Below are 24964 nucleotides of genomic sequence, written 5' to 3'. Positions count from 1 at the left end.
GTTCACGCCTAGAATCCGAGGTTAAACGCGTTCTGCGACCACAGGATGTAGCCGTTGATGCCACCCAGGATGGCCGCGACCGGTCCTGTCCAGAGCAGGATCATGCCGCCGCCGGAAGCCAGGCGCGAGGATTGACTGAGCTTGCCAGCCAAAAGCATCGCGGCGCCGATGATCGCCACGATGGCGATCACGATGAACGCCCCGACGAGAATGCCGCCACCTATTTCTTTGAGGGACTCGAGGAATGGGAAGTTGGTGTTCGGGGTGATCCCGGGATCCACCACAGCCGGATACAACATTGTGAACTCCAATCGCTGGTTGTCCACAGGCGTGGACGTTTCGTTCACATGCTTCATGGCGATTGGGCGGGGAAACTACATGACCGCAATGACTCACCTATCTTGTGTGTTTCACACGAATGCACATGACGGGCGGATGAAGCTCTAAGGTCGCCGTGAAATCGCGCTGGCGCACCGATTGAAAACAATATCCCACATTATTTAGACAGCTGTTGCATCAAATTGATGCATAACTTATGCTTGAAGTGCAGGCCATACGGTCTGGCTACTAACAACCGGAAAGAGGATATGTCAAATGATGTCAACGACAATGACCTTCACTAAGAGATCTCCTCCTCCAGGTTCTTCACTGGCAGGGGACGGGCAGTCGATCGCGAGGACTTTGGCCAAACTGGCCGAGAGCGACGGGCGCCAGAAAGGAGCTACCCGTGTCAAATCGGAGCAGCTCACAGCCCCCCATCCCTCCGACCAGTGGCCATATCCAGCCAGTTTCTCAACCTGAGGAACCCACGGCCAATGCCGAAATTCACTTCCGGGTGAATCCGAAATACGCTGTTGACATCAAAATGCCCGGGCACCAGTCCGGAATCTTGCTGTCCATGGTCATAGCGGCAGCTATCGTCGCAGGTCCTCCTTTGCTCTTCATTGCAACGCAAGTTACATTGTCGACACACGAGGCTCTACTGATTGCTACTGTCCAGCTGGCCCTTCTCTTCGTAATCGCCATTCGACGCCCTAAGGGCTGAATGTGATGATTTGCTTGATTCCGCTGTTGGGACGGTCGTCCCGTCCCAACAGCGGAAACAACTAAGTTAGGAAATTTCAATGAGTCCGTCAACGTCGGTACTACCGCGTATGAGCGCGGAACGCATCACAGTGGGTTTAACCCGCCGTGGATCGGAAGAATTGTCAAGGCTTGCCGAGGAGACGGGGATGTCAAAGACAGACCTGGTCAATCGAGCAATTGGCCTCTATACACTCATGTTTGACAAGACAAACGCTGGAGCGCAATTGGCATTCGTGGAACCCAATGGCCCAAAGGGAGCAGCAACTATCGAAGTTGTCCACGTACTTTGACCTGAGGAAGGTTTGGACCGACCGATTCTTAGTTCAACAGCCTCTCGCGGCTAGAGCGCAGGCGCTATACGGTAATATTCGCTGCGAGCATTCCAAACCACAGGGTGCAGGAGTGTCCCGACAACCGGATTCAGTGCGCTGTACATCATGCCATTGCCAGCGTAGATGCCGACGTGACCCCAGTGGTTCGGGCCATCAGGATTCTGAACGACGAGATCACCGGGTTGCGGACTTGTAGTGGGCGTTCCGCCTGTCCACTGCTCCGTCCGTGGCAGCTGGATTCCAGCCTTCCCGTAGACCCATTGGACGTAGCCTGAGCAATCCCATTCTTTGAATGCGGTCCCTCCCCAAACATACGCTCCACCAACTCCTTCCTGAGCATATGCGAGGATCTCTCGCCGAACCGAACTCAAATCGGAAGGCAGTGCGGGTTGGGTGACGCCCGATTTGTCTGGACTGCACGCAGCTGGTGGAGTAAAAGCACCAAGCCCCTCCAGAATCGCTTCAGCCTCCGGCTGCCACTTGGCATATCGCTCCGGAAACGCAGACCCTTGAACTGCCTGGGCCGCGGCACCTTTGTCCATTTGCTGCCACCCAGGGACATCCAAAAGCCCCCGAGGTGATCCATGATTGGGCCCCTGCAGTCCACCATAAAACGCTTCGGCGTTGTAGGTCGGTTGCATTAGCGCAGAGACACTCCCCCACCCCGCCGAAGTCCGCTGCTGGGCGCTACCAACGGAATCATGGTCACCGCCGACACCGTCATGCGGAAATTCCAGAGACTCAGGCACGGAAGTATTGGCCAGCATCTGAAGTCCAGATTCTTGCAGCGCCATCATCAGGGCAATCACAATGCCGTCGTTCGGCACTGCTCTGGCGCGGCCGACGGCAATATACGACTTCGCCACCGTCACTTGGGACTCGCTCAGCGAGACAGGCGCCTGTCCAGGGACCTCGAATGCTATCGCGGCGCCTGGGAAGGCCGCGGCGACCGTACAAGCCGCCGTCGAGCCCTGAGAAGCGAACGCCACCAAAGCGACCGCACCACTGAATGCCATGACACAGCACAGTGCCAATGCGCTGACACTTGCGCCAATCAGTCGTAGCGCTGCTCGCCTCTTGATCATTCCAAGGAGGAGCGCCGGGGCCGGCATCAGTACACGATCCGATCGGACGACGCGTAGAACCCCACCATCTCGCAACGATCAGCCGGAGCTGTGGTAGCCGGCGGGCAATTCACCATGACGCTGACAGGAGCCGTGTAGCTGTTCGTGCCCGAGGTTGCATGCTCCGTCACTTTCAGGGTCACCGTGCAGACATGCAGGCCTTCCCAAGGCGGGGGATACTGCACATATTGAGCCAGTTGCGCGTCACAAGTGGAATTAACTGCTGCCGTAGTGCGGTAGCCCTGAGCACCGGTGAGGGACGCATAGGCTGCGGCGTTGGTGCCCGTGGCTTCGAATTGCTCGGCGAAGACTGTCAGCGGGTTTGAGCCGTCCGGCAGCACGTGCCACCATGCGCGAATACTTCCATACGTTTCTGAGTAGGTGGCCTTTCTCGTATCCCAGGAATAGATGGTGCGAGCCGCTGCGGTTGCCAGCTGGCGAAAGTCCAAGGTGGACGGTTCATCCGCTGAGAATTCCTGCGGCGCCGGTGGAGCATTTGTCGCCACCGGCGTTACTACTGCTGTGGGAGCCGCGGATGAGGGCGAAATCGGAGGCGCACTCGACGGAGTCCGGCTACCCGCTTCAGGACTCACCTCTGGTGTCCGGAGTGACAGAACCGCCGCAATTCCGGCGGCAGCCAGAACAGTGACCAGCAACATCACCCATGCCCGACGCCTGCTTGGTTTGCCTCTGCGTGTCAGCCATCCCGCGTTCATGGTTCCACCTCATCGCCTTGTGCCGATCAAGCCTTGGATACAGAGTGGAGCGTCGGGGTGGCGGGTGTATTGATGACTGAACCCTCAATCCCAGTGCCTGCGCGAAGAATTTCTCCGGCGGCCACGACAAGGTTTCGCACTAGCCCGACTTGCACCTTCACGTAACGCACACTGACCCCGGCATCTCGAGCAACACCGGCGATTGCGGCGGAACGGGCCTTGCCAAGGACTGCTGGCAGAACGACGTCGTCGGCAATGAGCCGGAGCAGCGGATTCGGAAGTGCGGCAACGGTGTGGGTTCGCAGTGTTGCAAGGTCACCAATTTGCTGCCGATCGACATCCAGGGCATGGCTCACGGTCAGCGCCATCTGACGCACCACGAAGATGGCGTGCCAACACGTGCGAGTTGATGGACCCGCGGTCAACGCAGTGAGTGGTTCAGCCTTCCGATCAGACAGGCTACTCAGAGCCAGTTCCCACGTGCGCTCAGGCACATGAGTCTTGACGAACTGCAAAACCTCCGTGGCCCAGACGTGGTTAGTGGCTTGCTCATCGAGGCGCATCATTTGGATGTCAGTCAGGCTGTTGGCCCTGGATTCGAACTGCTCGTCCAGCGGCAGTGCCGACTTGGCGATACTCCGGCGCACGTGATGCGCACACAGATTGCAGGCAATCCCCTGGACCCAGGCATCGAACTTCACTCCCGGGACAGCCCGGTAAGTGCCGCGCACAGTGCCTTGCCATGCGGCGAGACGAATGTCCTGCAACACGTCGTCCACATCGTCGCAGAACCCAAACTTGCCCAGATGGATCTTCACATAGGGACGAACACCTTCGACAGCCCTCATCAGCTGGTCGACAGGAATGTCCGGATCGGGAGGATTGGCGAGGGACTGATCTACCGTGATGATTTCGAGTGCTTCATAAGCTTCGCTGGCCCTAAGACCCATGATGATCACCGCTTCATTCGTTGCCTGAATATCAAGCGCGACGCCGTTAGACGTTCGCAGGAGATCCTGGGGACACGTTTGGTGGCGACAAGATCGCTCCGGCTTGTGCCGGGTCCAGCGGGCTGGGCGTGGTCAACGATCGCGGACAACCCTCTTCAAAAGGTATTATTTATAGTGTGCGAGTATCAGGAATATATTGTCAAGGGGCGTCACTCTTACTCTGTGGACAACTTTGGTGCAGAATGAAGACATGCCGCACAATATCCAGCCAGCACTCAAGGACTGGTCTCCCGAAGTTGCCATTGCCATGACCACGTTTGGCAACGAAGCACGCAATCAGATCATCCGCTATTTACTGGAGCATGGCCCCCAGCCGCGCGGGGAAATCGTGGCAAATGTGGACGCCAGCGACGCAAGCGTGGCCAAACAATTGGTAATCCTAGAAAACGCCGGCGTCGTGGGTGCAGACGTTGAGCCTGGGCGTCGGCACGGCCGAGCACCGAGATACTCAGTCAATCCGGAACGGATTAGGGAACTCTTCGAAGCCCATGCTAATTATTTGACGGTTCCAAACCAGTAGTACCGTCATCAGTTTTCGGAATGTCGCGGCTCAGGAATTCGGTGATCGCATTCAAGGTCTCCGGTGAAACGTCACCCAAGGTGCGTGCAGCGAACGCCTGAACTCGAGCCGCCCGCAATGCCTTGACGAACCCAAGCCTGGCTTGGATGCTCTCGGGGAGTTCATCGGAGTCCAAGTCCAATAGATACGACGGATCGACGTCGAACATGCCACAAATAGCAGTCAAGACTGTTCGATTCTTGACTAGCGGGCCCGTGCCGTCCTTCATGTAAAACCATCGGGCCCGTGACATGCCAACGCCACGCGCGGCCAGTTCAGTCTTAACCTCAGGGAAGAGAACCTCGTAGCCGCGCTTTTCTGCCGCAGCGTCCAAAAGCAGGTTGATGCGTCTGCCCATAACGGTCTGCGGCGATGGCTGACCAGATGTGTCTCCACGTCCAGCACTCACGGCAGACTCCTCACGATGGCGGGGCGGGCGGGCCACCACTGGCCGGCCACGCGGTCGCATCTCCTCCAGTATTGTCTGTGCTTTCCACCGCCGCAAGGCATCTTTGGATCACTTCTTCCAGGGCCGGCAGAAGCACGGTCTCTGCACTGGCGCCCAGCCACGGCACAACTTTCTGAGTTCCGGCAGCCGCCGCAAATGCCGCCAACCCAATCGGGTCAAGTACATGGTTGCGGTCAACATGAAAACAAACTTCGGTCATGACGTCGCGGAGGGCACCAAGAAAGGCGAGTTGCTCCCGCGGGTTTCTCGCCCAGTACCGGTTCTCGCGCATGGACGACGCGGCACGCAAAAATGCCTCGACTTGAGGATGTTTGTTCATGGGATAGCCTTCCGAATGGTCCCGTCGGGAAGACGTCTGTCCACACCGACTTATCCACAGTCATGTCGAATAGCGGCGTTTACACCATGACCTAGTGAGAGTAAATTCTAAAATAGACAGATCCAAAAAAGGCGTCTTGAACGCTGCCCAGGAGTGTTTTCCATGGAACCTTCAATATTGATGAATCTGACACGAGGCCGAATCGTGCACATGCTGGTCGCACACGGCCCTGCTACCGCCCCGGATATTGCCACCGCGCTCTGCCTCAATAAGGCCACCGTTAGCCGGGCACTCGGAATGCTGTCCGAGGCAGGGATTATCCGCAGAACAGACACCACAATCGAGGACACTCCCCTGACTTACGCCGTCGACCATCCCCAAGTTCTCCAGGAAATAGCACAGGCGCGCCTTTTCTTCGCTCCGTGGTTGTGAGCCATCACGACCCACTATTCGTTGCGGTCATGTAGTAAAACTCAATTTCAACCATGGTTAGGTATCGAATCCAACTTGCCGGCGCTTTGACGTTGGTAGGACCCGAGGAAGGTACTGACATGAGCATCTCCACCCAGAACAGCCACCACATCGATTCCGACGCAGCCCAGTGGCTCTCCCCAACTGAGATCTGCAGCGAACTGCAGATTCCGCTGCAGACCTTTTACCAGTGGCGCGCGAAGGGCATCGGCCCACACGCCTACCGGATCGGCCGCCACCTGCGCGTAAGCCGGACAGACTTCGACGCTTGGCTCTCGCTCCGGTCGGATCCCTAAGCCCTGCAGAACCGACGGAATCATCATGTCCAGGTTACCCATCCCCTTGGGAAACTGGGGTGTTATTCGGACAAAACGGATGACACCCCATTCTTGGCGTGCCCGCGCCTATTATCGCGACATGGACGGCGCGCTGCGGCTGGTCGAGGCACGTGGCCCATCGTCTACGGCGGCCCAGCGCAACATTCAAGTGAAGCTGAAGGAACGCCAAACACCCCGGTACGGAGTCGTGTCTGCTAAAGACAGAATTAGCACGCTCATTGACGTTTTCCTGGTTGAGATGGAAGCCTCCGACAAGGCAGACCGTACAAAGGATAAGTACTCATATTGCGTGAAAAAATACATCAAACCCGCACTCGGCTCTGTCCGCATTAGCGAAGTCACCTCGGGTGTCGTTGACCATTTCATCCGGACACTCGTGTCCGACGTCGGTTCGTCCACCGCTAGGTCGTGTGGGGCCGTGCTGTCGTGGATGTTCAAGGTTGCGCTCCGCCACGACGCAGTCACCGTAAACCCCGTCGTCGGCGTTTCGATCCCCAAGAACTCGACAGCAAAGCCCAAGGCGCTCGACATGACGCAATATCAAGACCTTCGCCGAAAACTCATCGTTTGGGAGCAGGCACCTGCCCTTGGCAGACCGCGCACCCAAGAGCTCCACGAAATTGCCGACTTCCTCGTTAGTACCGGGCTCCGCCCGGGCGAACTCCTCGCGCTCCACTGGGAGGACATCGATTTAGAATCTGACCCGCCCACGGTGTCGATCAGCGCCACGGTGATCAGAACCACCAGTGGCGGTGTGCGGATCCAGGACCATCCGAAGTCCAGACACGGCGTCCGCCGCCTGACCCTACCGGCGTTCTTGGTTGCCGAACTTCGAAAGAGGCGACTACGCCAGGAAACTACCAGTTCGCCGAATCCAATAAACCTAGTCTTTCCCTCGTCCACCGGGACCCTCATCGATGCAAACAACGTGGGCAAGGTCTGGCGGAAGGCCGCGGATAGCATCGGCTACGACTGGGTCACCTTCAGGACCTTGAGAAAGTCCAATGCCACCGTCATCGCGAGATCCATGGGTGCCGAAGCCGCCGCCTACCAACTCGGGCATTCAAAAATCGCGATGACCCAAGAGCACTACATCGAGGAATACAAGGAAGCTCTGGACACGCGCGCTGTTCTCGATGGATTCGCCTCTCCCTTGGCCATCGAAGCGAAAAAGTCACTTCAGGCCCAGTCCGAAGGCTCCGACTCTGATGCCATGGGATGATTCGTTTTGCCGCGCTGAGCCTCAAAATCGTCGACCACTTTTGGCAAACAGCAGTAATCAGCGGACCCTCAACAGCAAAAAGAAGCGTCAATTTAATGAGTTTTTAATGAGTTAAGTTGAAAATGGCCCCTCTCGGGGCCATTCCTACAACTAAAATCCCCGTCATTCCGGGCTTTCTGGGCCCCCTATCGGATTCGAACCGATGACCCCCGCTTTACAAGAGCGGTGCTCTGGCCAGCTGAGCTAAGGAGGCAAACGCAATCAAGCGCTTGATAAGGCTACCGTAAGCCTTGTTGAAAACGAAAACCGGCTCCCCAGGTAGCCAAGCCACCCGGGAAAGCCGGTTTCACGCCGTCGTCCGAAAATCCGTAACTACAAGAACTGCGAGCGCACGCACAAGGCGCACATCCCGCAATCAAGACAAGTTACTTCTTGGCTGCCAGGATCCGTGCGGAGAAGTCGTCAAACTTCTCGGTGGAGACCCACTGCTCGCCGTCCATGAACACGGTGGGCGTGGAGTTCACGCCGTGGACCGAGGCCAGTCCGGAGGTGTTCGCCATGTACGGGCGGAACGTCTTCTCATCAACACAGGAGCTGATGTCCGCGGCGCCAACTTCGGTGGCGTATTTCTTCAGCGTTGCGTTGTCCAGGCCCTTGCTGTTTTCAGCAGGCTGGTTGGCGAACAAGGTGTCCAGGAATGCCTGGTACTTATTCGGAGAGGTCTCGGCGACACAGGCCGCAGCGGCGCCTGCACGTGAGGAGTAGTTCGTGCCGCTGGAGAAGCGGTCAAGGAAGCCAAGTGCGCGGTACTCGACGGTGATCTTTTCCTCGCTGGCCAGCGACTTCAGCTGCGCGCCGTAGTTCGTCTCGAAGTCATTGCAGAACGGGCACATGAAGTCGAAGTAGATAACCGTCTGGATGGGCTCGCCGGCGCCGGTTGCCTTGATGCCGATCGCATCCAGGTCGATAGCCTTCTCAACAGAGGCCGTGGGGGAAGCACCCAGGGCGTTGACGTCCACGGTCTTTTCCGTGGTGGTCGGCGCAATAACCGCGCCGTCCTTGCCCAGAGTGATTCCACCATAAGCGTTCATGTTGGTCGGCACCGGACCGGTATCGGCAACTGGTGTGTTGGCCTTCTGGGTGTTGATGACAATCATGGCGATGATGACAACAATGGCCACGGCCGCTACCAGCACGCCGCCCTTAATCAGCCAGCCGTTGCGCTTTTGCTTCTTCAGCTGGGCATCGCGAATAAGCCGTGCCTTGTCGCGGGCTTGTGCCGTCCGCTCAGCTTTGGACAACCGCGGTTCATTGTTGGGGCTCATAGTTCCTCAAGTCTTTGGGCATGAAAAAGGGCCGAATAACGGCAAGTTCTTCCTCATCTTAGGTGAGAAACCTTGGAGAATACCCAAAAATTACACCCCTGCCTGGCAGTTCATGATTACCAGCCCCAACGCACGTAACCCACACCACAGGCTAAGCTGGCACAAACCTGAGTTCTACCATGGGAGTTGCACGTGCCAGAAGAAATGATCGGCAAACCGGCCCTCCACCCCGGCAGTTCCGATTTTGTTGTTGTCTCCAATCGCCTGCCCGTGGACAGAGTTTCCACTGAAGATTCCGACGCCGGATGGCGGCGTTCGCCTGGCGGTCTAGTCACCGCGTTGGCCCCCGTTATGGCTGCGCGAGAAGGCGCCTGGGTCGGTTGGCATGGCGCCCCCGACGAGGAGCTGGAACCCTTTCACCACGAGGGCATGGATCTGATCCCCGTCGCCCTGTCCGCAGACGAGGTTGAGCTCTACTACGAGGGCTTCTCCAACGCCACCCTTTGGCCGCTCTATCACGACGTCATTGCGCCCCCGGAATTCCACCGCACCTGGTGGGACACGTACCGCACCGTCAACCGGCGCTTCGCCCAGGCCGCCGCCGGAGCCGCAGCTCCCAACGCCACCGTCTGGGTGCAGGACTACCAGCTGCAGTTGGTGCCCCGCTACCTCCGCCAGCTGCGCCCGGATCTGCGCATCGGCTTCTTCAACCACATCCCCTTCCCTCCCCCGGAGATCTTTGCCCAGCTCCCGTGGCGCCGCGAGATCATCTCCGGCCTGCTCGACGCCGATCTCATCGGCTTCCAGCGCCCCAGCGACTCCGCCAACTTCTTGCGCTCGGCCCGCCGCTTTGTCGGCGCCGGCGTCAAGGCCTCCCAGGTTCAGATCAAGGATCTAGACGGCGCAGTGGTCCACATTTCCCGCGCCGCGCCATTCCCCATCTCCATCGACGTCGCCAAGATTCAGGAACTGTCCGTTCGTCCAGACGTGATTGCCCGGGCCAAGCAAATCCGTGCGGACCTCGGTAACCCGAAGACCATCCTGCTTGGCGTGGACCGGCTCGATTACACCAAGGGCATCACCCACCGTCTCAAGGCCTACGGCGAACTCCTCACCGACGGCGCCATCAAGGTCGAGGACGCCGCCATGATCCAGGTGGCCAGCCCCAGCCGCGAGCGCGTGGAATCCTACCGTCTGCTGCGCGATGAGGTCGATGGCATGGTGGGCCGCATCAACGGCCAATTCGACACCATCTTGAACACCGCCATCCGCTATCTCCATCACAGCTACCCTGTGGAGGAAATGGTGGCCCTCTATCTGGCCTCGGACGTCATGCTCGTTACCTCTTTGCGCGACGGCATGAACCTTGTCGCCAAGGAATACGTTGCGGCGCGCGGCGACAACACCGGCGCCCTGGTCTTGAGCGAATTCACCGGCGCCGCCGATCAGCTCAAGTCCGCCCTCCTGGTCAACCCGCACGACATCGACGGCCTCAAGGCGGCCATCATGCGCGCCGTCCGGCTCTCCCCCGGCGAATCCAGCCGCCGCATGCGCACGATGCGCCGGCAAGTCCTGGCCCACGACGTCCAGCGCTGGAGCGAAGAGTTCCTCTCAACACTCCAACTGGAGGCCGAGCTGCAATGACCAAGTCCCTGGCCCCACTTCCAGCCGAACTCGAAGCCGCCATCCACCGCATCGCCCAAACGCCGCACCTTTTGCTGGCCCTCGACTTTGACGGGACTATGGCGCCCATCGTTGAGCACGCCGAGGACGCCCGTCCCCTCCCGCGATCGGCGGAAGCCTTCGCCGCGCTGTCTGCCTTAGAAGGTACGACGACGGCACTCGTCTCTGGGCGCGCCCTGGGAAGTTTGCGTCTGGTCGCCACCCCTCCGGAACCAACACTTTTGGTTGGCAGCCACGGTGCCGAAAGCTGGCTAGGGCCCGACTCCCCCGGTCTGGAACTCACGGCGGAACAGCAAGCGACGCTGGAACTTGCCCGCGCCGCCGTCGCCCAGGCAACCACCCGCTTTAACGGGACGCTGGCGGAGCACAAGCCGGCCGGCGTCGTCCTTCACTACAGGCTGGCCAGCAAGACCGACGGGATCGCCGCCGTCGAGCTTGTCAGTGAAGCACTCTCTGGGAACCCGGATATCCATATTTCCACAGGGAAAAAGGTGCTGGAGATGTCAGTCATCAAGGCCAACAAGGGGGAGAGTCTGGCTGCTCTGCGGGAGTACACGCAGGCAACGGCCACGTTTTTCGCGGGCGACGATGTCACGGACGAACACGGCTTTGAGGTACTGCGCCCCGGCGATGTGGGCGTCAAGGTCGGCAAGAGTGAAACCCACGCCGAGTTCCGCATACCGAAGCCGCACGATCTTCCGGCGGTGCTCGAACTCCTGTTGGCCGCCCGCAGACGTTACCTTTCCACGTAACGTGATGTTGGTCATAGCAAAAATGTGTCATACTTCAAAAGTCAGCCCACCAACCGCATTGGCGGTTATTGGGCTGCTGCATTAACAACCATTCACTACGGATCGTTCGGCACGTACCTGCCGATGAAGGGATTTATTGCTGTGGCTACAGTAACTTTTGATAATGCAACCCGAATCTACCCGGGAACCACCAAGCCCGCTGTTGACAAGCTCAACATCGACATCGCCGATGGCGAATTCTTGGTTCTCGTCGGCCCCTCCGGTTGCGGCAAGTCCACCTCACTGCGTATGCTCGCCGGCCTGGAAGATGTCAACGCCGGCCGCATCCTGATCGGCGACCGCGACGTCACAGACGTTCCGCCGAAGGACCGCGACATCGCCATGGTCTTCCAGAACTACGCGCTGTACCCCCACATGAGCGTTGCCGACAACATGGGCTTCGCCCTGAAGATCGCCGGCGTCTCCAAGGAAGAGCGCGCCAAGCGCGTCAAGGAAGCCGCAAAGCTCCTCGACCTCGAGGCCTACCTTGATCGCAAGCCGAAGGCACTCTCCGGTGGTCAGCGTCAGCGTGTTGCCATGGGTCGCGCCATTGTGCGTAACCCGCAGGTATTCCTCATGGATGAGCCCCTCTCCAACTTGGATGCCAAGCTCCGCGTGCAGACTCGTACGCAGATCGCCTCCTTGACCCGCCGCCTGGGCGTCACCACCGTTTACGTGACCCACGACCAGGTCGAGGCCATGACCATGGGTGACCGCGTTGCAGTTCTCAAGGACGGCCTGCTGATGCAGGTTGACACCCCTCGCAACCTCTACGATGCCCCGCAGAACGTGTTCGTTGCCGGCTTCATTGGCTCCCCCGCCATGAACCTGCTGGAACTGCCCGTTGTTGATGCCGGCGTGAAGTTCGGTGGATCAATTTACCCCGTACCTTCCGCCGTTCTCGGCGAGGCTGCAGGCAACACGGTAACCGTTGGTATTCGTCCCGAAGACCTCGAGATCGTTGGCGCCGGCGAAGGCCTGGCAGTAGAGGCCGACGTCGTTGAAGAGCTGGGTGCCGACGCTTACGTCTACGGCCACGCCATCATCGACGGCACCGAGCGCGACATGGTTGTTCGTGTCGACGGTCGCCGCCCACCGATGAAGGGCGACACCATCCACGTCCGCCCGCAGGTTGGCCACGTCCACCTCTTCGATGCAACCTCCGGCCTGCGCTTGGGTGACAAGGCCGTAATCCGCGACTAACGCTGGTCGAGCCTGTCGAGACCTCGCTGATTGAGCTTGTCGAAATCATCGAGACTTAGCACCATGTAAGGCGCGGTGGCCTGTTGGACATTTCCAGCAGGCCACCGCGCTTCATCATTTAAGAGAGAATTTGTACTATGACTGAGCAACCAGGCGCCAAGTGGAACCACGAGCCCACCGACTTTGACCAGATCGGCAAGCTCCCGCGCCAGAGCGCCCCGCCTGCTTCCGTAATGGGATCGCTGAACATCACGGCCGCCAGCGCCGATCCCGGCCTGCTGGACCTGCCCTGGCACATCCGCCTTGAGGACTGGCCGTCGGAGAACCTTGCCGCCCTACCCCGTGGTATCTCCCGCCATGTGGTTCGCTTTGCCCACCTCGACGGTTCTGTCATTGCCATCAAGGAAACGTCCGAGCACGTGGCTCGCCACGAATACCACATGCTGCGCAAGCTTGCCCGGCTCGATGTTCCCTGTGTGGAGCCCGTCGCCGTCATTACGGGGCGCACCACGCCCAGCGGCGCTCCGCTGGACCCGGTCCTTGTCACCCGGCACCTGAAGTTCTCGCTGCCCTACCGTGCACTGTTCTCCCAGAAGCTGCGCCGCGACACCCTGACCCGCCTCATCGACGCCCAGGCACTGCTGCTGGTCCGCCTGCACCTCGTCGGGTTTTACTGGGGCGATGTTTCCCTCTCCAACACCTTGTTCCGCCGCGACGCTGGCGCCTTTGCCGCCTACTTGGTGGATGCTGAAACGGGCGAGCTCTACCCGGATCTGTCCACCGGTCAGCGCGAGTACGATCTTGAGATTGCGCGCGTCAACATCGCAGGTGAGCTCATGGACCTGCTCGAGGGCGGGCTCATCGAGGAGAAGGTGGATCCGGTGGCCACGAGCGAGCTCATCATGGACAGCTACCGCCGCCTGTGGGCAGAGCTCACCGAGAAGGAATCCTTCGAGCTCGAGGATCGCTGGCGCGTGGGCGCCCGCATCCGCCGCCTGAACGAGCTGGGCTTCGATGTCGAGGAGTACGCCATCAAGACCACCCCTGACGGCTCCACCATCCAGCTTCAGCCCAAGGTGGTCGACGCCGGCCACCACCAGCGCCGCCTGCTGCGCCTGACCGGCCTGGACGCCCAGGAAAACCAGGCCCGTCGTTTGCTCAACGACATGGACTCCTTCCGCAACAACGTTGCCCCTGACAGGGACGAGGAGATCAGCGCCCACGAATGGGTCAGCTCGGTCTTTGAGCCCATTGTCCGCTCCATCCCGCGCGAGCTCGGCGGCAAGCTGGAACCGGCCGAGGTGGTGCACGAGGTTCTGGAGCACCGCTGGTTCAAGTCAAAGGATGAAGAGCGCAACGTCCCACTGGCGGAAGCCGTGCAGTCGTATGTGGACAACATCCTGCGCTTCCGTCGCGACGAGGACGCCATCATGCTCAGCACCGACACGGACACCATCAAGATGCTAGAAGGCGGAGTCCTCCCCGACGCCGCCTTCGGAGACTAACACCAACCCTCGCTCACTTCCGGGGCGTTTCCTCCCGACCCTCGCTCACATCTGGGGCACTTTTTAGAAACCCTCGCTCACTAACGATTCCGTTAGTGAGCGAGGGTTCTCAATTTAGGCCCCGTATCTGCGCGAGCGTCAGAGTTTAATGCCCCGTAACTGAGCGAGGGTCTAGGGGGTTGCTGAGGTGATTGCCTTGCCTGGATTTAGGATTCCTTGCGGGTCAAAGAGCGCCTTGATATGGCGCTGGATCGACAGCACCTGCTCCGCCTGCTCCAGCGGCAGCCAGCGCAGCTTGTACTGCCCAATGCCGTGTTCACCCGTGATGGTGCCGCCCAGTTCAAGCGCCTTGGCAATCGACTCGTCCAAAGCATCGTTGAGCGCTTTAAGGCTCATGCCGTCCATGCCGGGAACCGAGAACGTTGGGTGCAGATTACCGTCGCCGGCATGGGCAATGACCTGCAAATCCACGCCGTGGCGGACAGCCATCTCCTCCAACGCGCTGATGTAGCGGACCAGCTGCGAGCGCGGCACAGCCACGTCCTCGCCCACCCGGTTTTCGGCATCCACGTCCAGACCACGGTTATTGCGCCGCAGTTCAACCAACCGCTGCGCCTCGGCCGGATCCTCGCGGCTGACTAGGCCACCCTGCTTCTCCAGGGCTGCTGCAGCCAGCGATTCTTCCTGCTCGGCGGCCAATCCGTCGAACTGAATAAGGAGCAGCGCACTCCCCCGCAGCGACAGCTTGCTGCCATTGCGGAAGTCCAGTTCCCGCAAGGACGCTCCGTCCAGTAATTCAAGAATGCACGGCTGAACCCGGGCGGCACCGATGGCCAGCACGCCGGCCGCGGCTGTTTGCACATCCGAGAAAAAGACGGCGAGGGTGCGCACAATAGTTGGCAGATACCGCAGCCGTACCGTTGCTCCCACAACAATGCCCAGGGTTCCTTCGGATCCCACAAAGAGGCTCGTCAGGTCGTAGCCGGCCACGCCTTTGAACGTCCGGTGACCGGTATGGATCAACGAACCGTCGGCCATGACCACATCTAGGGCCAGCACGGCGTCACGGGTGACACCGTACTTGGCACAGCGCAGCCCGCCGGCATTCGTGGCAATATTGCCGCCAATGGTTGAGATCTTGAAACTGGCCGGATCCGGGGCGAACATCAGGCCATGCTTGGCTGCAGCGTCGTTCAGATCGCCGTTAATGACGCCGGGTTCAACCCGAGCGATCTCATCTTCGGCGTTGATCTCAAGAATTGTGTTCATGCGGGTCAGGTTCAGCACCACTGAACCGGCCGTCGCGTGAGCGCCACCGGAGACCCCTGTCCCGGCGCCGCGGGTCACGAGCGGAACGTTGTGAGCCGCGGCCGCACGCACCACGGCCTGAACATCGGCCACCTTCTCGGCCCACACCACGGCAAGCGGTTCGTGATAGTCGGTGACGGGTCCCTGGTCGATGGCATGCGTCCGCAGATCGGCCGCACTGACGCTGATCTGGTCCCCACGCAGCGAGCTGCGCAGTAGGACCTCGAAGCGTTCATCGAGATGAAACTCTTGTGCGCGCATGTCTCCCGCAACCCCTCCGTCAAAGCCGTATGTATCTCTCCAGTCTAGAAGCTGTGCACACGGCCGACGCCGGAGCCGGTCACCAAATTCAGTCCGGAACGCTAATCCCTGGCAGTCGCCACACATAGACGCCGGGCCCCGACAAAGCCAGCTCCGTCGCGGAACTCGTAAACTCACCGACACTGAACGCAGGGGCCGCCCGCAGCGCGTCGCTGCTACCAGCATCCAAGCCAAGCTGCTCAACGGATACCTTGGCCGCGGCCCGCGTTGCGATGAGCAACAGCGATTCCTCGGGCGATTCACGTACAAAGGCGAGCACATCGCCGTCGGCCATCAACCAACGCATGCCACCCTCCGACACCGCGGGACTTTCGTGCCGCAGAGCCGCAAGCGCCGCATACGAGGCCCGCAGATCTGTGACGATCCGCTCCGGCTCATCCCACGGAATCGGCGTTCGCGAAGCCTCCCCCACATCGCCTTCAAGTCCGAACTCGTCGCCGGCAAAAATCACCGGAATGCCCGGCAGCAGCATCGACATGGCCGCCGCCACCACGGGCCCGCCGGGAATCATGACGCTCGCAGCCCGCGCCGTGTCATGGGTGTTAAGCGCATTCATGGTCGCGTTGCGCACGGGCCAGCTGAAGGCGCTGGAAAGGTCCTTGTGTGTGGCAAGTACGACGTCGGCACTCACCTTGTTGGGGCCCGGCAGCGGGGTGCCGAAAAAGTCGACCCGCGCGTTGGGATCGCCCAGCCACTGCCAGATGGGGCGGGTGAAGTTGGAGTAGGTCATGGCACCCTGCCAGCCGAATCCGTCCACGTCCGCCCCGGCGTCGGAGGTTTCCTCGCCCAGGAGCAGGGCGTCGGGGTTGATCTCAAGGATGCGTTCCTGGATGAGGGCGGCCACTTCCTTATTGATGTTTTGGGCGCCCAAACGCCCGGTCATATTGCCGACGTCGATCCGCCAGCCATCGAGGTTGAAGGGCGCCTTGAGCCAATGCGCCACGACGGAGTCCTCACCCGTGACGAACGCTTCGCGCAGGGCAGGCGAGGCCCAGTTCAATTTTGGAAGGGACTTGACGCCCCACCAGCTCTCGTAATCGCTGTGGTCCTCGTTGAAGTAAAAGAATCCGGCCTCGACACTGGCCGGTTCCGCCTGTGCACGCGTGAACCACTCATGGGCATCGCCTGTGTGGTTCGCGGTGAGGTCGCCCATAACCTTCATGCCACGGGCGTGCGCCGCCTCAACCAAGCGGATCAACGCCTCGTCGCCACCCAACAGCGGGTCCACCTCCATGAACGTCGAGGCGTCATAGCGGTGGTTGGAGCGGGCAGGGAAGAACGGTGTCAGGTAGACAATGTCGACGCCGAGGGCGAGCAGTTCATCCAGTTTCCCGGTGGCGCCGTCCAGGTCACCGCCATAGAACTGGCGGGCCACATCCGCACCGCGCCCCTGAACAGGTGTGTCCCATTCGCAGGCCACGCCCCATTCGGGGGTTTCCCGCTCCGCAGCGTGTTCCGAGCGAGCGAACCGATCGGGGAACACCTGGTACATGACGGACTCGCGCGACCACTCAGGGGCCGCAATCGCGGTGGTGATACGGAAATCGTTGACGTCAGACGTGTCGCGGTCGTGCAGGCCGGCGTTATTGAGGTTCCAGTAGCTGGCCCCCTCACCATCCGTCCCTGCTATCTCAATAAGGAAGCGGTACAGGGCCACCGGATTGACGTGGAGCATGGAGGCTTCCCACCAGGTCCAACCGCCATCGGTGCCAACCACCTTCGCCTCGTCATACCGAGGTTCGGCGTCCTGGACGCTGCGCACCCACACACGCGAGGCCGTTCCCCAATCTTGAGGCACCCGCAACCGCAGCGTGCAACGTTCGCCTAGTTTCGGCGTCGAGCTTCCCACATAAAGAGCCGAACCGTCATGATGCGGTTGATTAGCAGCCATGTTTACCCCTTTACTCCACCTTGTACAAGTCCACTGACAATGTACCGCTGAAGGAACAGGAAGAGGGCCATGACAGGCACCGCGGCCAGAACTGCGCCAGCTGAGAAGATGCCCCAGTTCTTGGAACGCGTATCGGCAACGAAGGAATACAAGCCCACGGCCAGCGTTTGCGAGTCGGGATCATTCAGGACTACGGAGGCAATTACGAACTCGCTGGAAATTCCGATGAAGGATAGTAGCGCAACCACGGCAAGGATCGGGGTGACCAGACGCAAAATGATGCCGAAGAAGATCTGCACGTGGGAGGCGCCGTCGATCTTTGCGGCCTCATCCAGTGACTGCGGAACAGTGTTGAAGAACCCGTACATGAGGTACGTGTTCACGCCCAGCGCGCCGCCAAGGTAAACCATGATCAGGCCCAGCTGGCTGCCCAGCCCCAGTGCCGGGATGACATCGGAGATGCCGTTGAGCAGCAAGAAAATTGCGACGACGGCGAGCAGCTGCGGGAACATCTGCAGCAGGAGTAGCGAAAGCAAGCCCATCCGGCGGCCCTTGAAGCGCATGCGGGAAAACGCGTAGGCGGCCATGGCGCCGAGGAAGACGGTGGCAGCGGAGGTGACGACGCCAATCACTAGGGTGTTGATGAACCAGCGGCCGAACGGGCGGGAAGGATCATTGAACAATTTCACAAAGTTGCCGACGTCAATCTGCGTGAACAGGCCCTTGGTTCCGGCCAAGGTGCCATTGGAATTCAACGCTGCCGAAAGCACGTAGAGGAGAGGGAAGATGGCAAAGAGTGTGACAACCACGCCCACCAGGTGACGCCAACCCTTGTCCTTGAACCACACGCCAAACGGGCGGCGCTTGGCTCGAAATAGCTCTTCTGTGGTTTGCACGGGAATGGTGGTGGTGCTCATCGGTTCACTTCCTCAAGTGCCTTGGTCTGCTTGAAGCTGACGGCGGATACGGTGGCCACGATGACGAAGATGACAATGGCCAGCGCGCTGGCCAGGCCGTAATCACGCCCGGTGCCCTGCCCGAATGCCACCTTGTAAACGAGCGTGATGAGGATGTCCGTGGAGCCGATGGCCCGGGTGGTGTCCTCGAAACGGGGTCCGCCGCCTGTCAACATGTAGATGACATTGAAGTTGTTGAAGTTGAAGGCGAACGAGGCAATCAGCAGCGGTGCGATTGAGACCAGCAACAGCGGCAACTTGATGGATGTAAAGACTCGCCATGCGCCTGCACCATCAACCCGTGCCGCTTCATCCAGTTCGGTGGGCAACGATTGCAGGGCGCCGGTGCACACAAGGAACATGTAGGGGAAACCAAGCCACAGGTTGACCACTAGGACGCTGATCTTGGCTAGGACAGGATCTGTCAGCCACCCGATCTCGGCGCCGCCCAGCAGGGTTTGGTTCAACCAACCAAACTGGGGGTTCAAGATGCCTGACCACACTAGGCCGGAGAGGAACGCGGGGAAGGCGTAGGGCAGGATCATCAGCACCCGGTAGACCTTCTTGCCGCGCAAATCGTCACGGTTAAAGGTGATGGCCAGAAACAGGCCAAGGCTGAAGGTGAGGATCACGGAGGCTATAGCGAAGGTGAAGGTCCAGGCGATCACGCTTAGCAGCGGTCCCAGCAGGTCGGGGTCGGTGAAGGCCCGGACGAAGTTATCGAAACCTACATTGATCTTCCAGCCGGTTGCCAGGCGTTCGCCGTTCTCGCTGACAAAAGCGCCTTCGCCGTTGTCAGTGAACGTGACCCCGGTTTCAACATCGGTAAAGGTATCGGTGTTCGCGTCGTAGACCATGTTGGGCTTGAACGCGTAGGCGGTACTGCCGTCGGCCGTACGCAGGCTGCCCTGCGCCGGGTCATCCGAAGCCGGAACGGAGATACCGAGGATCGCCGTCTGGTTCGCCACGATTTGGGCGAAGTTCAGAGTTTCGAAGCCGGGGAGGGAGACTGCCTTCCCGGTGCCATCGAGCGTTGCATCGGTGACGGTGGCCAGCGGTTCCGATGCGGAACCAACCGTCACCGCGCCGTCGGGGTTAGTGAACAGGAGGAACAGTTCATCGTTTTGTTTTAGTACAGTCGTCTTAAAAGACGGAGAATCCGGCACGCGCTTTTGCGCCGTCAGCTGGATCGCCGAGATGGCATCATCCTTGCTGCTGTTGTGCCCATCGCCGTAATTGGTGAACGCGATGTAGCCGGAGTAGAAGACAACGAACACCTGAAAAACGACAAGGAAAAAGACGCCCGGCGCCAAGTACTTGGCAGGCAGCCCGCCCTTGCGGAGGTAAATCCAGTTCACGAGCAAGGTGACAACTGCCGCGACAACCAGGATGGCCCATGATTCATTCAGGAACAGCGTGATCAGGACGAAGACGGCAAAAGCATCCACCAACCCCAACAGCACCACCTTGACCAGGGCGCCCTTGACGGAGTCAAGGTTGTAACTCTTCTTCGTTGCCCGCTGTTGCGGCGATTGCTGGCCGCTGGCATCCCGGGGTCCGGGTCCGACGTCGTTGGCTAATTTGGAAACTTGCGTCACGTGACTGTCCTCTTGCAGGGGTTCAAGCTGGTCAATACGGTGTGTGGCGCGCAGGCACTAGGCCCGAGCGCCACACACCGCTGCTGGCAATGGAGCTTAGGCGCCGATCTTGGACTTGATGGTCTCCGCCATCTTCGGCCAGGAAGTGGCAGGATCCGCCTTGCCCTTGATGAGGTCCAGCTCAGTGGCTCCCCAGTCATTCCAGACCGCATCCATTTCGGGGATGGCGGGCATGGGAACGCCGTTATCGCCGATCGCACCGAAGGCCGCAACGATGGGATCCGAGGAGGCCTTCTCGAAGGAAGCCTTCAAGGCCGGAGGGCGCCCGCCTGCCGTGAACATCGAGTCCTGAGCGACCTCGGTGGTCAGGTAGTTGGTGACAAACTCCGTGGTGGCCAGCGCATTGGCACTCTTGGCGCTGATGAAGAAGCCGTTCACTCCAACAAAAGGCTGCGCGGGCTTGTCACCCGCGGTGGGCAGCGGGTCAACAGCCAGCTTGATGCCAGCTTTCTGCAGTTCCGGGACATTCCACGGGCCGGTCAAGAAGTACGGGCTCTTGCCGTTCTTAAACTCTTCCTTGGCGATCTCTCCGGTGATGTTGGAGTTCAAGACCTTGGAACCGGTATCTCCCCATTCCACCAGCTTCTTGGCGAATTCAACGCCGGCAGCTTCGCCAACTACCAGGTTCTTTGGATCGTAGCCACCGTCAGCGTCCAGACCAAAGACGGCCGAACCCATGGAGGTCTGCAACGGGTAGAGGTGGTAGGGATCGCCCTGCTTTGGATCAAGACCAACGAGGAAGGCGTACTGGGCCTTGCCCGCGTCAACCACACCCTGGCCGGCCGCAACGACTTCGTCAAAGGTCTTGACGGCGGCAGGCAGCAACGCCGTGTTGCGCAGCAGTGCAATATTTTCCACCGAGTACGGGACGCCGTAGGTTGAGCCGTTGAACGTCATGGCCTTGATGGCCGTCGCGGAGAATCCAGCGGCCTTCTCGCCCAATTCAACCGGAGCGATGACGCCGTTCTGTACAAACTTGCCAACCCAGTCATGCGGGCCAACGATCAAGTCGGGGCCCTTGCCCGTGGGAACCTGCGTTATGAAGTCATCGCGTACAGCAGCGAAGTCCTTGATAACGAGCTTCACCTCGATGCCAGTGTCGGTCTTGAACTTTGCGGCAATGTCCTTCAGCGCTGGCGAGCGTTCCGCGTCAACCCACATGGTGATGGTGGTTGCGCCGGCTGCGGCCAGGTCCTTCGGGGTGGCCGAGGCATTGGTCGTGGCCTTGCCCTCGGCGCCGCAGGCGCTAAGCGCGAGGGCTCCTACTGCGGATAATGCGCCAACAGCAAAGATTCGGCGACTGACCGGGGTGGCACTTGTATTTGGCAACTTCATTGGTGTCCCTTTCTTGAGCCCAACGCCCCGGAGAGCGGTTTCGGGCAAAAAATCACATAAGTGGCCTACCTCACAAAGCGTAAGCATTTTCCAAGATACATGAAAACGGTTCCAAAAAGAAGCCCCAGCTTCGGGGCGATCGAGCGCGATCATCCTGCAGGCCCACAATCCGGCACTAGCGAGCACTTTCAATGATTGCCTCTACGGCCCGACATTCCGGTAAATTTGATTATCAGCCGACACTTTGGAAGCTGGCGTAATCATTTTTGAGAACGTTTACATTCTGCTTCGGAGTCTTTACAGTAGTAACCATGTCTGTCACCTCCTTGGACCTCGCTGTCCCCTCCTCCGCTGCCGCATCCACACCTTTTGCGGGCCACTTGACGCCGGTACATCAGGCCATGCCCGCGGGTGCGAGCCATTGGTCGGCCGATTCCGTGATCTATCAGGTCTACCCACGCTCCTTCCGCGACAGCAACGGCGACGGTGTTGGGGATCTGGCCGGCATCACCCTTGAGCTGGGCCAGTTGGCGGAGCTTGGCGTTGACGCCGTGTGGCTCTCACCGTTCTTCAGCTCGCCGCAGCGCGACGCCGGCTATGACGTTTCTGACTACTGCCAGGTCGATCCGCTCTTTGGCACCTTGGCTGACTTCGACCGGCTCATGGAAACTGCGGCCGCGTTGAGACTTCGTGTGATCATCGATCTGGTCCCTAACCATTGCTCAGACCAGCACGCTCTCTTTCAGGCAGCGCTGGCGGCCGCTCCCGGCAGCCCGGAGCGGGACATGTTCATCTTCCGCGATGGACAGGGCCCGGATGGCGCCTTGCCGCCCAACAATTGGCAGTCCCACTTCGGCGGACCGGCCTGGACGCGGGTTGTCGCCGAAGATGCCTCGGCAGGCGATGGCACGGCCGGCGGCGCGGCAGGACAGTGGTATCTGCACCTCTTTGATTCAACCCAGCCCGACTTCAACTGGGACAACCCGGCGGTCCAAGCCGAATTTGAACGCATCCTGCGGTTCTGGCTCGATCGCGGCGTCCACGGTTTTCGCGTGGACGTGGCCCACGCGCTGGTCAAGGCGGCCGGCCTGCCCGATTGGGGCGGCACTGCGTGGGGCGGCAGCTCCGAGGGCTTCCCCGGGCACCTTGCCCCCATGTTTGGCCAGCCGGCCCTGCACGACATCTACCGCCGCTGGCGTGAGGTCTTGGCAGAATACGGCCCGGAACGAATCCTGTGCGCCGAAGCCAACGTCGACCCGCTTGAACGCATGGCCGATTGGGTACGCCCGGACCAGATGCATCAAGCCTTCAATTTCCCCTACCTGACCACCGGGTTCTCCGCGCCCGCGCTGCGCCACGTCGTCCAGCGCTCCCTCAACGCCTTCGACGCCGTCGGTGCCACCAGCACCTGGGTGCTTTCCAACCACGACGTCGTCCGCCACGCCACCCGCTTCGGGTACGACGGCGGCGGTCCCCGCGACGGCGACGGCGTCGGTTCGGGTGACGCACAGCCAAACCTGCCGCTGGGGCGCCGACGTGCGGCTGCGGCGTCGTTGTTTATGCTGGCCCTGCCCGGCGCCTGCTACCTCTACCAGGGAGAGGAGCTGGGTCTGCCCGATCACACGACGCTCCCCCATGATGCTCGGCAGGATCCAACCTTTGCCCGTACCGGTGGTGAGCGGCTTGGCCGCGACGGCTGCCGCATCCCGCTGCCGTGGAGGGCGACCGGCCAGAGCGCCGGATTCAGTGACGGCGCCACGGAACAGTCCGAGCCTTGGCTCCCCCAGCCCTCTGGCTGGGAGACCTACGCCCGCGACGCCCAGGTGAGCGATCCGGCGTCGCACCTTGCCGTGTACAGCCATGCGCTGCGGACACGGCGCGAGCTGAAGCTGGGCACGGGGTCGCTGCAGTGGGCCGAGGAATACTGCTCGGAGCATTCGCTGGCGTTCCTCAATGGCGACACCCTTGTCATTCTCAATACCGGCAGCGAGGCCATGGAACTGCCCAGTGGCACCGTCATTGCGCGGTCCCTTCCCGGCCTCGGTGACAATGCTCAACTAGAATCGTCCGAGGCTGTCTGGCTGAAACTGTGACCAAGGGACCGAGGGGCAATAAAGTGGCGGGCATCAAAGAGGTTGCGGAACTGTCCGGGCTGTCCATAGCCACGGTTTCACGCGCCTTGGGCGGCAAAGGGAGCGTCTCTGCCAAGAGCCGCAAACTCGCCCAGGACGCGGCCGCCGAGCTGGGATTCGTGTTGTCCTACGCTGCGTCCAGCCTCGCCTCCGGTAGGAACCACAACATCGGCATCGTGGTCCCCGGCGTCGACCGCTGGTTCTACTCCTCGGTGATCGACGGCGCCTCCTCGGAACTCCTCGAGGCCGGCTACGATCTCACCCTGTACACCACCAGCCAAAATGAGAGTCACCGCGCCACCATCCTCACCGACTTCCTCCTGCGCAAAAGGCTCGACGCCGTCATTGCCGTCTCGCTGGAGCTCACCGAGTCTGAGATCGGCCAACTTTTGGCGATTCACCGTCCTGTGTTGGGCATTGGCGGTCCGCTACCTGGTGCCGACAGCCTCTGGGTGGACGATTTCCACTTGGCAAAACGAGCAACCGAGCATTTGATTGGTCTCGGACACACGCGCATCGCTCATATTGGTGGCGCCCATGAATACGACGCCGACTTCAAACTGCCGGGGACTAGGAGGAGTGGCTACCAAATGGCCATGCAGGAAGCCAAGCTTCCCACATCAGACGCGTGGCAGCAGAGCTCCGACTTTACCGTTCAGGGCGCTTACGCGACCGCACGTGCCCTCTTGGGTGCCGGCCGGGTGCGTCCCACAGCTGTCTTTGCCGCTTCGGATGAAATGGCTATCGGTACCATCCTCGCTGCGAGAGACTTTGGCCTGCGGGTTCCCGAGGAACTCTCTGTCATTGGTATTGACGGGCATGAGCTGGGGCAGGTCTTTGGGCTTACAACCTTTGACCAGAATCCACGCGGTCAGGGCGCCCTTGCAGCCAAGCGAATCCTGGCCCGGCTGGAACAGTCGGCGCAGAGCAGCACGGTGCCGTATGAGCCCGTTGCCGAGGAATTCCCCACGCATCTGGTGGTGCGGACAAGTACGGCAGTTCCTCCTGCAGAGTGAATAGCTTAAACAAATAGACCGGCCGTTGAGGATAGAAATTCGTTTTTCTATCCTCAACGGCCGGTCTATTTTTTGGTTGTTAAGTGAAGGGAGGCCCCGCACCAAGTAGTTGGTGTGGGGCCTCGACCTTTGTTACGTGTTGTCCGGCGGTGTCCTACTCTCCCACATCCTCACGAATGCAGTACCATCGGCGC

At 60.3% G+C, this 24964-nt stretch carries 22 protein-coding genes and 1 tRNA gene; 10 read left to right on the top strand and 13 right to left on the bottom strand.

The features are described from left to right. Positions 1–8 precede the first annotated feature (8 nt). From ACP7B9_RS15160 to ACP7B9_RS15145, 4 genes are all read right to left on the bottom strand, one after another. Positions 9–299 carry a hypothetical protein gene (locus tag ACP7B9_RS15160; protein ID WP_425864715.1) on the bottom strand — a complete coding sequence of 97 codons (291 nt, stop codon included), beginning with the start codon at positions 297–299 and terminating at the stop codon, positions 9–11. Positions 300–1426: 1127 nt separating this feature from the next. Further along, a complete protein-coding gene (locus ACP7B9_RS15155; protein ID WP_425864713.1) occupies positions 1427–2434 on the bottom strand; it encodes a C40 family peptidase in 1008 nt (335 codons plus the stop codon). 95 nt (positions 2435–2529) lie between these two features. Continuing rightward, positions 2530–3048 carry a hypothetical protein gene (locus ACP7B9_RS15150; protein WP_425864711.1) on the bottom strand — a complete coding sequence of 173 codons (519 nt, stop codon included), beginning with the start codon at positions 3046–3048 and terminating at the stop codon, positions 2530–2532. Between the two features lie 236 nt (positions 3049–3284). Continuing rightward, the gene (locus tag ACP7B9_RS15145; protein ID WP_425864710.1) at positions 3285–4217 is read right to left on the bottom strand and encodes a hypothetical protein; all 933 of its coding nucleotides are present in this window, start codon (positions 4215–4217) and stop codon (positions 3285–3287) included. Between the two features lie 241 nt (positions 4218–4458). Between ACP7B9_RS15145 and ACP7B9_RS15140 the strand changes: the two genes are divergently transcribed. After that, the gene (locus ACP7B9_RS15140; protein ID WP_425864708.1) at positions 4459–4788 is read left to right on the top strand and encodes an ArsR/SmtB family transcription factor; all 330 of its coding nucleotides are present in this window, start codon (positions 4459–4461) and stop codon (positions 4786–4788) included. Here the strand turns inward: ACP7B9_RS15140 and ACP7B9_RS15135 are convergent. Further along, positions 4760–5236, bottom strand: a complete 477-nt coding sequence (locus ACP7B9_RS15135; protein ID WP_425864706.1) for a hypothetical protein — start codon at positions 5234–5236, stop codon at positions 4760–4762. The genes ACP7B9_RS15140 and ACP7B9_RS15135 overlap by 29 nt on opposite strands. Before the next feature lie 10 nt (positions 5237–5246). Then, a complete protein-coding gene (locus ACP7B9_RS15130; protein WP_425864704.1) occupies positions 5247–5615 on the bottom strand; it encodes a hypothetical protein in 369 nt (122 codons plus the stop codon). A gap of 162 nt (positions 5616–5777) precedes the next feature. Between ACP7B9_RS15130 and ACP7B9_RS15125 the strand changes: the two genes are divergently transcribed. The 3 genes from ACP7B9_RS15125 (at position 5778) to ACP7B9_RS15115 (ending at position 7646) form a co-directional block, all read left to right on the top strand. Then, positions 5778–6047 (top strand): MarR family transcriptional regulator, encoded by a 270-nt coding sequence (locus ACP7B9_RS15125; RefSeq protein WP_425864702.1) that lies wholly within the window; start codon positions 5778–5780, stop codon positions 6045–6047. 119 nt (positions 6048–6166) lie between these two features. Beyond that, positions 6167–6382 (top strand): helix-turn-helix domain-containing protein, encoded by a 216-nt coding sequence (locus ACP7B9_RS15120; RefSeq protein ID WP_425864700.1) that lies wholly within the window; start codon positions 6167–6169, stop codon positions 6380–6382. A gap of 79 nt (positions 6383–6461) precedes the next feature. Continuing rightward, on the top strand, positions 6462–7646 hold the full coding sequence (locus tag ACP7B9_RS15115) for a site-specific integrase (RefSeq protein ID WP_425864699.1): 1185 nt from the start codon (positions 6462–6464) through the stop codon (positions 7644–7646). Positions 7647–7825: 179 nt separating this feature from the next. Here the strand turns inward: ACP7B9_RS15115 and ACP7B9_RS15110 are convergent. Further along, a tRNA-Thr gene (locus ACP7B9_RS15110) sits at positions 7826–7899 on the bottom strand. A 172-nt stretch (positions 7900–8071) separates the two neighbouring features. Beyond that, complete coding sequence (locus ACP7B9_RS15105; RefSeq protein ID WP_425864697.1) at positions 8072–8971, bottom strand: DsbA family protein; 900 nt, start codon at positions 8969–8971, stop codon at positions 8072–8074. Positions 8972–9175: 204 nt separating this feature from the next. On the opposite strand from ACP7B9_RS15105, the gene ACP7B9_RS15100 reads away from it, so the two are divergent. The 4 genes from ACP7B9_RS15100 (at position 9176) to ACP7B9_RS15085 (ending at position 14153) form a co-directional block, all read left to right on the top strand. Then, positions 9176–10615, top strand: coding sequence for an alpha,alpha-trehalose-phosphate synthase (UDP-forming) (locus tag ACP7B9_RS15100; RefSeq protein WP_425864912.1), 1440 nt, complete (start codon positions 9176–9178; stop codon positions 10613–10615). Next, positions 10612–11406 carry a trehalose-phosphatase gene (gene otsB / locus ACP7B9_RS15095; protein WP_425864695.1) on the top strand — a complete coding sequence of 265 codons (795 nt, stop codon included), beginning with the start codon at positions 10612–10614 and terminating at the stop codon, positions 11404–11406. The genes ACP7B9_RS15100 and otsB overlap by 4 nt, the downstream gene beginning before the upstream one ends. A gap of 141 nt (positions 11407–11547) precedes the next feature. After that, complete coding sequence (locus ACP7B9_RS15090; RefSeq protein WP_425864693.1) at positions 11548–12648, top strand: ABC transporter ATP-binding protein; 1101 nt, start codon at positions 11548–11550, stop codon at positions 12646–12648. A gap of 137 nt (positions 12649–12785) precedes the next feature. Next, positions 12786–14153 (top strand): DUF4032 domain-containing protein, encoded by a 1368-nt coding sequence (locus ACP7B9_RS15085; RefSeq protein ID WP_425864691.1) that lies wholly within the window; start codon positions 12786–12788, stop codon positions 14151–14153. Between the two features lie 171 nt (positions 14154–14324). Here ACP7B9_RS15085 and ACP7B9_RS15080 read toward each other — a convergent pair whose 3' ends face one another. From ACP7B9_RS15080 to ACP7B9_RS15060, 5 genes are all read right to left on the bottom strand, one after another. Continuing rightward, positions 14325–15722, bottom strand: a complete 1398-nt coding sequence (locus ACP7B9_RS15080; protein WP_425864689.1) for an FAD-binding oxidoreductase — start codon at positions 15720–15722, stop codon at positions 14325–14327. Between the two features lie 88 nt (positions 15723–15810). Further along, positions 15811–17673: a glycoside hydrolase family 13 protein gene (locus ACP7B9_RS15075; protein ID WP_425864688.1), complete on the bottom strand. Its 1863-nt coding sequence runs from the start codon at positions 17671–17673 to the stop codon at positions 15811–15813. Between the two features lie 2 nt (positions 17674–17675). Further along, on the bottom strand, positions 17676–18590 hold the full coding sequence (locus ACP7B9_RS15070; RefSeq protein ID WP_425864687.1) for a sugar ABC transporter permease: 915 nt from the start codon (positions 18588–18590) through the stop codon (positions 17676–17678). Further along, the gene (locus tag ACP7B9_RS15065) at positions 18587–20227 is read right to left on the bottom strand and encodes an ABC transporter permease subunit (protein ID WP_425864686.1); all 1641 of its coding nucleotides are present in this window, start codon (positions 20225–20227) and stop codon (positions 18587–18589) included. The genes ACP7B9_RS15070 and ACP7B9_RS15065 overlap by 4 nt, the downstream gene beginning before the upstream one ends. A 96-nt stretch (positions 20228–20323) precedes the next feature. After that, the gene (locus ACP7B9_RS15060; RefSeq protein ID WP_425864684.1) at positions 20324–21622 is read right to left on the bottom strand and encodes a sugar ABC transporter substrate-binding protein; all 1299 of its coding nucleotides are present in this window, start codon (positions 21620–21622) and stop codon (positions 20324–20326) included. A 311-nt stretch (positions 21623–21933) separates the two neighbouring features. Here ACP7B9_RS15060 and ACP7B9_RS15055 point away from each other — a divergent pair, with 311 nt between their 5' ends. Together ACP7B9_RS15055 and ACP7B9_RS15050 are read left to right on the top strand one after the other, a co-directional pair. After that, on the top strand, positions 21934–23715 hold the full coding sequence (locus ACP7B9_RS15055; protein ID WP_425864682.1) for a glycoside hydrolase family 13 protein: 1782 nt from the start codon (positions 21934–21936) through the stop codon (positions 23713–23715). A gap of 23 nt (positions 23716–23738) precedes the next feature. Continuing rightward, positions 23739–24770 (top strand): LacI family DNA-binding transcriptional regulator, encoded by a 1032-nt coding sequence (locus ACP7B9_RS15050; protein WP_425864681.1) that lies wholly within the window; start codon positions 23739–23741, stop codon positions 24768–24770. Positions 24771–24964: the final 194 nt, after the last annotated feature.

Source organism: Arthrobacter sp. TWP1-1 (genome assembly GCF_049897845.1).
Classification (GTDB): Bacteria; Actinomycetota; Actinomycetes; order Actinomycetales; family Micrococcaceae; genus Specibacter.
Note: the sequence above shows the minus strand (reverse complement) of the source record. Positions and strands in the feature narration are given on the sequence as shown.